Genomic DNA, 11,618 nt, shown 5'->3' on the forward strand with positions numbered 1-11,618 from the left:
GGCGACAAACAGGAGGCCCCGCTGGGGCCATTATCTTCTATGGTGCTATTCGTTGCTAGAAACAGGGAGCCGCTCTGCGGCTGCATGCGTCTTCTTTCTCATTATTTACTTCGTTGTTAATTTTTTCCAGAAACAGGAAGCCGCTCTGCGGCTGCGTGCGTCTTCTTACTCATCATTTTTTTCGTTGTTACTTTTCCAGAAACAGGAAGCCGCTCTGCGGCTGGACGCTTTCGTGGAACCGAAAAGCAGCTCCGGCGGAGCTTCCCGTTTCTAGAAAAAGCAATCCAAAAAGTTACAGGGCCCCGGCGGGGCCTCCTGAAACCGGCGACAAACAGGAGGCCCCGCTGGGGCCATTATCTTCTATGGTGCTATTCGTTGCTAGAAACAGGGAGCCGCTCTGCGGCTGCATGCGTCTTCTTTCTCATTATTTACTTCGTTGTTATTTTTTTCCAGAAACAGGAAGCCGCTCCGCGGCTGCATGCGTCTTCTTTCTCATCATTTTTTTCGTTGTTACTTTTCCAGAAACAGGAAGCCGCTCTGCGGCTGGACGCTTTCGTGGAACCGAAAAGCAGCTCCGGCGGAGCTTCCTGTTTCTAGAAAAAGCAATCCAAAAAGTTACAGGGCCCCGGCGGGGCCTCCTGAACTGGCGACAAACAGGAGGCCGCTCCTAACGCGCCCGATGGGCCACTTCCGCAATACAAACCCTTAACATTACCGTCATCTACGGGAAATGTTTGCGTTATACTTTTGCATTTAGTTAATAACCATAGCTCAAAGAAGGATTAGTTAATAAAAAAGCTAAAAAGTTATTAGTATTTCCCTATTGCCTTCTTTTCCTTGCAGACGAACTTTTAATGCCAAATGCCCGCAGTTGTGATCAGTGATGCCGAGTTGTGGAGTGACCTCGTGATGGGAAGTGAAACAGCTTTTTCTGCCTTGTTCAGAAAATATCATCCCGGACTCGTCAACTACGGCAAATCCATCACCATGCATCATAACATCGTGGGCGATTGCATTCAGGATGTGTTCGCGGACATCTGGCTTTACCGAAAAACCCTCAGCACGCCCGATTCTGTCCGGGCTTATCTCCTTTCGGGATTGCGGAAACGCATTGCGCGCAAGCTGGAACGGGATCCGATTTTCAGTCAATGCGCTGACATTGAAAATGTTGAATTCTCCGCCCCGGTTACCATTCTGGATGAATTGATCACAAATGAAGAAGTGCGGTCGCAGGTGGAATATCTCAACGTGCTGATTAACCAGCTCCCGCCCCGCCAGAAAGAAGCGCTGTACCTACGTTATCATCAGCAACTTTCCATGGAGCAGATCGCCGACATGATGCAGATGAACTACCAGTCGGTAGTAAATCTCCTGCACCGTGCCATCAAACAACTCCGCAGCGTCTGGAAAGGTGAAATCCCGCAACTAATGCTCCTACTTGCCCTGCTATCCATCTAACCCCCCAACAAAAGCATTCCCCACCGCACCGCACCGGCGGCCACAATCTCACATCTTACATCTCACGTCTCACATCTCACATCTTACATCTCACATCTTACATCTCACATCTCACCGCACCGGCGGCCCGGATCTCACATCTCACCGCACCGGCGGCCCAATCTCACAAATACCCCCTGAAAATCAGTAACATATAAACTAATTTAAATTTTTTCTCAAAATATTGCTGCGTTTGTGAGTATCGATTTCGGGAGCTGTCCTCTCCTCCATCACAACCCCATACCATGCAACGCAATCTTTACCAGACCATAGAAGAGTATCTTCAGGATCCCTCGTTCCGCCGCTGGGCACTGCAGGGTATTGACGACGATGGCTGGGAACAATGGATGAAGCAGGGTTCCGGTACTACGAACCTGGCCCGCGAGGCGCAGTTGATTTTGCTCGCAATGGGCTGGCAGGAATCGCAAATTCCGGAAGCAGAAACTGAAAACGCATTACAGGCTACCTGGCAAAAAATCGGGTCATCCGGGTCCGGGATACGGAGCATCGCACCCAAACGGTTCACCTGGCTGTATGCCGCAGCTGCGATGCTGCTCCTGGGGATAGGTTTGGGATGGCATTTTATGAAACAACCTTCAATGCCTGAAACAGCCGTTGAAGTTCTTTCAAAAAACAACCTTACCGTCCGGCTCAATCAAACGAAAACGCCGATGCTGATCATGCTCGAAGATGGCAGCTCCGTAATTCTGCAGCCCGGAAGTCAATTGGAATTCCCGGAAGTATTTGACCGGAATGAACGAAAAGTGTCTTTGACCGGCGAGGGATTTTTTGAAATCAGCAAGAACCCATCCCGCCCATTTCTTGTGTATGCCAACGAAGTTGTAACCCGTGTGGTGGGTACCAGTTTCCGCATTAAGGCTTATAGCAACCAGCCGGCGGTGGAAGTAATCGTCAGAACGGGGCAGGTGAAAGTTTTTGCCAAACAACCGGCTACGTCCGGAATCCCGCAGGAAATTGCATTGCATCCCAATGAATCGATCCGGTTTGTACGGCATGATGCCACCTTTGAAAAACCGGTCATCGCGGCGCCTCATGTTACTGGCCCGATCGAACAACTCCAATTCGACTTTGAAGATACTCCCGTCAGCAAAATTCTGGAAACCATCGAACTGGCTTATGGCCTGAAAATCAATTACCCGAAGGAGATCCTGAAAGACTGCTATCTCTCTACCGCATTGAGTGATCTGCCATTGCAACAGAAGTTGAAGATCATTTGTGAAAGTACCGGTGGAGAAACCAGATACGAAATACGGGCAGAACAGATTACGATTTTTTCAAACGGATGTAACTAAAACCCCAGCCCGAAATTCCTTACCCTCAATATGGATCATGTATAGAACAAATCTCAAAAAACTATGAAAAAACCTTTGACCACCAAACGATTGCATTATCAGATTGTGTCCAAGTCAATGCAACAACTCTTCTTTGCGCTGCTATTTTCCGGACTCGCCATCGGGGCTCCGGTGAATGGGCAAGACATACTGAATCGGAAAATCAACTTCCGGGCCGAGGGTATCAATCTCGAAACTGCGCTGAAACAGTTGGAAGCAGCTGAAAAGATCCGGTTTTCGTATAATTCCAGGACGATCCCATTGAAAAAACAGGTGCAGGTAAACCTCAGGAACGAACCGTTCTCCGTGGTATTGGAACATTTGTTAACTCCATTAAATATCAGTTACAAAGAAGTCGGCAGTCAGATCGTGCTCATAAAAAAGGAGAACGCCACTTCCGAAATCAATGAACGGATGGAGCCGGTATCTCCTGTCAACAATGCCCCGCAGAATGCCGACCGCTCCATCACCGGTGTGGTTCGTGACGGATCGGGAGAGGCTTTGCCGGGAGTAAGCATTGTCGCAAAAGGTTCCCAGCGCGGCACGATCAGTGATATGGACGGAAAATTCTCCCTGACTCTGCCAGACGATTATTCAGTTCTTGTTTTTTCATTTGTGGGTTACCTCAATCAGGAAATCAGCATTACAAACCAGTCTGTACTTGAAGTAAAGCTGCTTGCTGACACAAAATCGCTGGAAGAAGTCGTGGTGGTCGGATACGGTACCGTAAAAAAGAGCGATCTCACCGGCGCCGTTTCGGAAGTGAGCAGCAAAACGATCCGGGATTTGCCGGTTGCTTCCATTGACCAGAAACTGGTCGGACAAGTTGCGGGTGTGCAGATCCAGCAGGTATCGGGTGCGCCTGGCGCAGGTACATCTGTGAAGATCAGAGGTAGCGGGTCGCTTGGAGCCGGAAATGAACCTTTGTATGTGATTGACGGAATGCCTTATTCGTCGGGTTTGAACCAGAGTATCAACCCTTTAACATTTATTAATCCAAATGACATTGATAAAATAACCATCCTGAAAGATGCGTCCTCCACAGCTATTTATGGTTCCCGCGGCGCAAATGGGGTAATTATGATTACTACCAAGAATCCGGGCAAAAACACGAGTCAGGTGAATTTTTCTTCCTATGCCGGTTTTCAGAGCGTACCGCAGAAAGGTCGCCCGGATATGCTGAATGCAAGGGAATTTGCTGAGTATCAGCGCGACAGGATCGACTACGTGGTTCGCACAAGAGAAAAGAGGGCTGCTACGCTCGCCGACTACCCCGAAGCTTATCGCGACCTGGACAAGCTGAACAATGCGGGAACGAACTGGTATGACCTGATCCTGCAGAATGCATTCATCCACGACCATAACTTTGACATACAAAAAGGAATGGAAAAATCCCGGTTCAATTTCGGGTTTGGATATTACAGCCAGGAAGGAACGATCAAAAACACCGGGATCAAACGGTATTCTGCCAATTTCGGCTTCCAGAGCGAGATCCTGAGAAACGTTACCTTGCAGGCTAGTGTGAGACCTACATTCATCGACCAAAACCGGGCGGTCACCGGTGGAAGCAGGGATCCGGACGTGACGGGGATTTCACTTTGGGCCAATCCCGTGATGACTCCCTACGATGACCAGGGAAATTTGAAACCCTACATTGTTACACCTGCCAGCATTTATAACAGTACATGGAGTTTCGCCAATCCGTTGTTTGTGTTGCAGGAAAGCAAACGCAACTATCAGGAACTCCGTAACCTGGGAAATGCGGCATTGGAATGGACGCCCATTGAAAACCTGAAACTCAGAAGCGCCATCAGTACCGTGGTATCGCTTTCAAAATTCAACCAATACATCCCGAGTACAATCGGTGGCTCCAACAACCCGCCATCTGCCGGCCGGGGCGCCTCCAACCGCACTTTTGGTAACAGTTTCAACTGGCTGATCGAAAATACAGCTTCGTATTCCAAAACATTTGCCAACCATAACGTAAGTCTTCTGGCTGGTTACACGACGCAAAAATCCAAAGGAAATGGCATTAACCTCAACGCCGGGCCGTACGCAAATGATCTGATCGAGACCATCAATGCAGCACCGGGTATCACAGGCTGGGGTGAGTCGGTGGATACATGGAGCATGATTTCGTATCTGGGACGTCTGAATTATTCCTTCAAAGACCGCTATTTGTTCACAGCGACATTGCGGAGCGACGGTTCGTCACGGTTTGGTACCAGCAACCGTTTTGCATTGTTCCCGTCCGCAGCCGTAGCATGGAAACTTTCGGATGAAGCTTTCATGAAAGGCATTCCGGCCATCGAACACATGAAACTGCGGGCCAGCTACGGGAAAAGTGGTAACAACAACATTGGTAACTACTCCCACTTGTCGAATGTGAGCATGGGACAGTATACTTTCAATAACAACACCGTTTCAGCAGCTACGGTGAGTTTATTCAACCCGTTTCTGGGCTGGGAAGAATCCGAGCAGATCGATCTGGGACTTGAAACCGCTTTATTTAAAGGCAAGCTTTCAGTTACCGCCGATTTGTACAATCGTAAAAGCGTGAACATGTTGCTGAATGATGTCATTCCGGCCATTACTGGTTTTAACAACCAGCTGGTGAACAAAGGAAGCGTACGCAACCGGGGGCTGGAATTGGGTATTGAGGCCACGCCGGTTTCAAATGAATTAACCTGGGATATCAATTTCAACATCGCCTTCAACCGGAATAAGATCCTGGCAACCAACGAGAAAAACGACCGCATTCTTTCGGGAAGCATGGACGACAGGCCCACCAACGTATCAATTGTGGGGAAACCGATCGGACAGTTTTTCGGGTTTGTGCTGGAAGGCGTTTATTCGCAGGCTGACATTGCCAATCCGGCTGTGGCCAAATATCCGGGTGCTGTTGCTGGTTATCCCAGATACAAGGATATAAATGGCGACGGAACGGTGAATGAAATACTGGATTACACCGACCTCGGCAGTCCGCACCCCAATTTTATCTACGGACTTTCCAACCGCCTGGGTTACAAAAATTTCGATTTTTCGGTCAATGTGAATGGGCAGTATGGCGGATATGTAATGAATGGAATGCGCCAGACTACGGATAACCTGCAAGGGTTTTTTAACATCGGAAAAGAATGGGTAAACCGGTGGAGGAGTGAAGATAATCCGGGTGACGGCAGGCATGCATTTGGCCCGAACTCGGTTCACCGCGTAAATGAGTTGTGGCTCGAAAAGGCAACCTATCTCCGGATCACAAACCTGACGCTCGGCTATAACATTCCGTCAGATGTGTTTGGTCAAAGGAAATTTTACCGCAGCCTGCGGGTTTACATGACCGTTCAGAACCTGGCAACCTTTACGGACTACACTGGAGCCAACCCCGAAGGCCAGGCGACAAACATGGATAACACGCTCGTACCGGGTTATGACATGGGAAGCTACCCCATTCCCCGCACTGTCACCGCCGGCATCAACGTTCAGTTTTAATCTTCTTACAACAGCAGATCATGAAAAAAATAATTATAACGGGGCTCTTACTCAGCCTGTATTCCTGCTCATCCGATTTCCTGAATATTTATCCTGAAACGAGCCTTAATGAAGGTAATTTTTATAAATCCGACGATGAAATTGTCACGCTCGTAAATGGCTCTTACACCGCGCTGCGGGATATCGAAAAAAGTACGCATTGGATCATTTCCGAGTTGAAATCCGATGTTCTGGATCAGCAGATCAGTAGCGTTGCAGGGAATTTCACCACCGGCCGGATGGACGAGGTGATTGCCGGAGCAGACAACATCGCGCTGAACGACTTCTGGAATTTTTCTTACAAAGGCATTTACAACTGCAATAAAGCCATTTCGGTTCTCGAAGGCGGTACCCATACCTGGACCAATAATGCATTGAAAAGCCGCTCATCGGGCGAGGTCTATTTTCTGCGCGCCTTGTATTATTTTAACCTCGTTCGCCAGTTTGGTGATGTCCCCATTGTAACCAAACCCATCACCGGATTGGAAGCGGTCAACATCAAACGGTCTCCCGTAACCGAAATTTACAACCTCATTATCGAGGACCTGAATAAAGCACAAACGCATTTGCAGGCCGCTGCCGGTACCGAAGAAAATGGCCGCGTCAACTACGGAGCGTCGCTTGGTTTAATGGGAAAAGTGTATCTGACCATTAAAAATTACGAGGCGGCGGAAGCAGCATTGAAAAAGGTGATCGAGTCAGGAAAATTCAGCTTGCTGCCCGATTACAAGAACCTGTTCGACCCGGCAAATAAGGATTATAAGGAAACCCTCTTTTCTGTCCAGTACTCCGAGGCGTCGGCGGCATTATCCAACCAGTTCATATTCTTTAATGCGCCATATACCTCGAAAGGTGAGGTAACCAACCGGCCCAACATTGCTCTTTCGCTGGCCGGGAATATGCGTCCAACCAAGGATTTGATAGCAGCTTTTGAGGCGAATGATAAACGCAAAGACGTTTCTATTGCGTACTGGAAGGGACCGGATTGGGATGGTATTGTGGCGAATCTCCCTTATTGTGCCAAATACAAAGCCCCGCGAACCGCCGCGCTCAACTGGGCAGGAGATAATTTCCCCATCCTGCGCTACTCGGATATTCTGCTGATGTATGCCGAAGTTCTGAACAACCTGAACCGCACTGCAGAAGCTACTACATATGTAAATATGGTGCGGCAGAGAGCCGGTCTCGCAGCCGTTTCGGGATTGGCAAAAGCTCAGTTAGACATGTTGATCGAAAAAGAAAGAATGGTGGAATTCTGTTTTGAAAACCAGCGCTGGTATGACCTCGTAAGAAGAGGCCGCGCGTTGGAAGTAATGCGTGCACACGGAAAGCAAGTTACCGACAATCAGGTTTTGGCGGCCATTCCAAGCGAGCAGATCCTGATCAATAAACTCAATCAAAACAGCGGCTATTAATTTTTAGTAATGATAAAAAAACACAGTAAAATGTTGAGAAAACTGAAATGGCGGACGAGCATAATCCTGATCGGTTTTATAGCAATACTGCAAAACCAGGCGCTATCTCAGACCGGGCAATCTGTTTCTTCCAAACATCCAAACGTGGTTTTTATCATTGCCGACAGTCATCGCGGGGAAGCACTGGGCATTAACGGGCATCCGTTTGTCCAGACCCCGCACCTGGACGAGCTTGCCAGAGGTGGCATCCGGTTTACGAGTGCCTACGTCACGACGGCGATCTGCTCGGTGAGCCGCGCCAGTATCCTGAGCGGACAACACCGCGCCCGGCACAAGATCAACGATTTCACGACCACGTTTTCGGACGAAGCAATGCAGCAAACTTATCCGATGGTCTTAAAAAAAGCGGGTTACAAAACGGCGCAGATCGGTTTTCTGGGCGTTGGAAAAACGCCCTTGACCAAATACTTTGACGTGTGGGACGTGCAGATCCCGTGGATGACCAAAGAAGGTTTGCATCAAACGGATAACGTCACTAAAAAAGCCCTGGAATATCTGGATCAGCAAAAAACAGATCAGCCATTTTATCTTGCATTATCATTTACCGCCGCCCATGAAGTAGATGGTCAGAATGGGAATCCGGCGACTTATATGGTGCAGGAGCGGTTCAAAGACTTGTATAAAGATTTAAAGATGCCGGTACCGACCACAGCCGCTCCCGAATACTGGAACAGCTTTCCTGATTTTTTTAGAAACGACAAAAATATTGGACGCGGCCGGTGGAATGGGCTGTTTTCTACGCCCGAATTGTATCAGGAGAATGTCAAAAATTACTACCGGCTTGTTACCGGTGTGGATGAAGCTGTCGGGAAAGTAATGGAGAAAATAAAAGCGCTGAAACTGGATGAAAACACGATCGTGATCTACACCAGCGACCACGGTTTTTCATTGGGCGAGCACGGGATGATGGGCAAATGGTATGGCTTTGAAAAAGGAATTCACGTCCCATTGATCTTCAACGACCTGCGACCGGCTGCAAAATGGCATAATGTAAAATCAGATCAACTGGTACTCAATATTGACATTGCGCCCACGATCCTGACGATGGCGGGGTTTCCGGTTCCGGCCGTAATGCAGGGTGTGGATTTGTTGCAGGTAATGCAGAAAAAACAACCTGTGCGAACGCATTTCTTTTACGAACACACTGTTTTTGCGAGTCCGATGCTGCACAAAGTCGAGGGCCTGGTTTCGAAAGATTATAAGTATTTCAATTACACGGAGCACAACTTCGAATCGTTTTACGATACCCGCAAAGACCCGGAAGAAACCAAAGACGTGGCCCGCGACAAGAAGTACCAGAAGAAACTGGCTGCTGTGAAAGCATTGTATGAAAAAGAAAAACGGGCGATCCAATAATGCCCGTTTTAAATAAAATCTCAGTTTTTCCAGGAAATGTCTTTGAACACTATGGATTTGTATCCGTCAAATTCATACAAAATACCCACACTTCTTTTCCCCGTCTGAACCAGGTCGGAATACGCTGTGTGATCCTTTTCGCCGTTTTTGCTTTTATCAACCAGATATTGCTGCGTCCACGTTTTTCCGTCGTCAAAACTGATCCTTAACGTCAGGTTATCGCGGTTTTTGGGATCGGCCGCATTGGAAAAGGCCAGGATGTTGTGTTTTTTGTTTTTACCAATGGTCAGAATACTTCCCTCGCAAACCGGATCGGGCAGATTGTGATCGAAATAGGTAGTATCCCATTTTACGCCGCCGTCGCTGCTCACCGCCACGATCCTGGCGCGCACATCGCCTTTTTGATTCCGCGCATTAAACATCACCCGACCGCCGGAAATCTCTGCCGCAGTCGATTCATTCGAACCTTCAATGGAGATTGTTTCGCTTAACTTGAATGTCTTGCCATGGTCGTCGCTGTAAAATCCATGTGCCTGATAATCCACTGCTTTCGGTTTCGGATCGCCCGCTGAATGGTTGGCTGCAATGTAAATCCGACCTTTATATGCACCTTCGGTGAGCTGCATACCGTGGCCCGGCGTGTTGGCGTAGCTTCTCCAATCTGCGTCAAAATTGTAAGCTGCATTTACTTCCGGCTGTTTCGGTTTGTGAACCTGGGTGGTAATGTTCACCGGCTCAGACCAGGTTGCACCCGCATCGGTCGAGGTTTTAAACCATACTTCGCGCAGCCCTTTTCCTTTCCGCACTTCGCCTTCATGATTATTTCCAGTGTTGAAAAATAAAAACAACCTTCCTTTCGGAAAAGCAGGATCACTCAAATCGTACACCGGCGCCGGGTTTCCGGCTTGCAGCTTGTCGTAACCCGCCACCACCTGCGACGCCGACCAGGTTTTCCCCTTGTCTTTACTGCGCTTCATCACAATGTCAATGTCGCCAAAATCGCCGCTGCCGGCTACCCTGCCTTCGGCAAATGCAAGCAAATCCCCATTCGGCGCGCGAACGATGGCCGGTATCCGAAATGATTTATAACCTTCTGCGCCCGAGACAAAAACGGGTGTTTGCGCCTGAACGGCAAGCTGGCAGATCAGGAATGCGATAAGGGTCAGTTTTATAATTTTCATGTTCAAGATTTCTGTTTTTCAGTTTCAAATAGGTCACTCCCAACGCCCGTTCCAACCAGTTCCTGCATCAACTGCGCGCAATACCATTCCTGTCGCGGCAAATGGAACGGGCCTTTGAACAAATTGCCTTTTGCCGTTTGCGCCACGCTGCCATCGCGGTGCAGATAGCCAAACCACTCGCCGTTTTCCTGGTCGTGAAACCGCGTATATGCCCAGTCATGCACCCTGGTGTGCCATTTCGCATATTTTTTATCCTGAGTAAGCGTATAAGCGAGCAACGTAGCGATAATCACTTCATTATGAGGCCACCAAAACTTCATATCCTGCCAATATTCCTGCACAGGCTTGCCATACACATCCCTGAAATAAAAGATCCCGCCGAACTCTTTGTCCCAGCCACGCTCCCACATGTAATCGAGCATTTTGCAGCCCAGCGCGATCAGATGCGGATCATTGTTCCGGTATTTTGCCTCGTGCAAAATGAACCACGCGCCTTCTATAGCGTGTCCCGGATTAAGCGTTCGGCCATCAATATGATCGATAATGCTGCCATCCGGCGCTACTTGCTCCATCACGCATTGAATGTCGTCTTTGACAAAATCACTTTCAATTTCGCTGATAAACTGATCGATCAAACCGTCGCAGCGCGGGTCGCCGATGGTTTCTCGGAGCTGCTGGGCCGTGTTCATCAGGATCATCGGCACCCCGATTCCCTTGGCTGGCCTTGTGGATGTAAATTTCGGTTCGAGCAAGCCGGGAACGGTCGCATACTCCATGCATTTGCCAAATAAATAACGCGCTTTTTCTGCGGCTGCTTCATCTCCGCTGGCTTTTGCATACGCCGCATGGGCGATCACCGCGAAGGTTTCGGAGAAAAAATAACGGCGTTTTCGGATGGGTTCTCCGGCACGCGTCATGTGAAAAAACATGCGGCCGTCGGTGTCAAAACAATGTTTATTCAAAAAGTCAATCCCCAGTTTAGCGGCGTCCAGCCATTCTTGTCTTGGCTCAATGGTGTTGTACAAAGTCGCGAGCAGCCACGCCGCGCGGCCCTGGATCCAGACGGCCTTATCATCGTCCAGCAATGTTCCGTCGTGGTCGCGCATCAAAAGATATCCGCCAAACTCCTCATCCAGCGACCGGGGAAACCAAAACGGCAATGTGTCGTTTAAAAGCTGGTTTTTATAAAAATTTCCCAGGTTTTGCAGTTCTGTTTTTGTGTAATGCAT

The 11,618-nt window shown here is 48.8% G+C and carries 8 protein-coding genes; 6 read left to right on the forward strand and 2 right to left on the reverse strand.

What is annotated here, in order from left to right; genetic code table 11:
- The 6 genes from LZG72_RS18750 to LZG72_RS18775 all read left to right on the forward strand — a co-directional run.
- The coding region (locus tag LZG72_RS18750) for a hypothetical protein (RefSeq protein WP_233875942.1) at positions 1 to 274 on the forward strand (274 nt) is incomplete at its 5' end.
- Between the two features lie 587 nt (positions 275 to 861).
- Positions 862 to 1,458, forward strand: coding sequence for an RNA polymerase sigma factor (locus LZG72_RS18755; protein WP_233875944.1), 597 nt, complete (start codon positions 862 to 864; stop codon positions 1,456 to 1,458).
- A 284-nt stretch (positions 1,459 to 1,742) separates the two neighbouring features.
- Complete coding sequence (locus tag LZG72_RS18760; RefSeq protein ID WP_233875946.1) at positions 1,743 to 2,810, forward strand: FecR family protein; 1,068 nt, start codon at positions 1,743 to 1,745, stop codon at positions 2,808 to 2,810.
- Positions 2,811 to 2,873: 63 nt separating this feature from the next.
- Positions 2,874 to 6,338 carry a TonB-dependent receptor gene (locus tag LZG72_RS18765; protein WP_233875948.1) on the forward strand — a complete coding sequence of 1,155 codons (3,465 nt, stop codon included), beginning with the start codon at positions 2,874 to 2,876 and terminating at the stop codon, positions 6,336 to 6,338.
- Positions 6,339 to 6,358: 20 nt separating this feature from the next.
- On the forward strand, positions 6,359 to 7,792 hold the full coding sequence (locus LZG72_RS18770; RefSeq protein WP_233875950.1) for a RagB/SusD family nutrient uptake outer membrane protein: 1,434 nt from the start codon (positions 6,359 to 6,361) through the stop codon (positions 7,790 to 7,792).
- Between the two features lie 30 nt (positions 7,793 to 7,822).
- Positions 7,823 to 9,208 carry a sulfatase-like hydrolase/transferase gene (locus tag LZG72_RS18775; protein ID WP_233875952.1) on the forward strand — a complete coding sequence of 462 codons (1,386 nt, stop codon included), beginning with the start codon at positions 7,823 to 7,825 and terminating at the stop codon, positions 9,206 to 9,208.
- 20 nt (positions 9,209 to 9,228) lie between these two features.
- Here LZG72_RS18775 and LZG72_RS18780 read toward each other — a convergent pair whose 3' ends face one another.
- The gene (locus tag LZG72_RS18780; RefSeq protein ID WP_233875954.1) at positions 9,229 to 10,389 is read right to left on the reverse strand and encodes an exo-alpha-sialidase; all 1,161 of its coding nucleotides are present in this window, start codon (positions 10,387 to 10,389) and stop codon (positions 9,229 to 9,231) included.
- 2 nt (positions 10,390 to 10,391) lie between these two features.
- The gene (locus LZG72_RS18785) at positions 10,392 to 11,618 is read right to left on the reverse strand and encodes an AGE family epimerase/isomerase (RefSeq protein WP_233875956.1); all 1,227 of its coding nucleotides are present in this window, start codon (positions 11,616 to 11,618) and stop codon (positions 10,392 to 10,394) included.

It is taken from the genome of Dyadobacter sp. CY323 (genome assembly GCF_021390245.1).
Taxonomy (GTDB): Bacteria; Bacteroidota; Bacteroidia; order Cytophagales; family Spirosomataceae; genus Dyadobacter.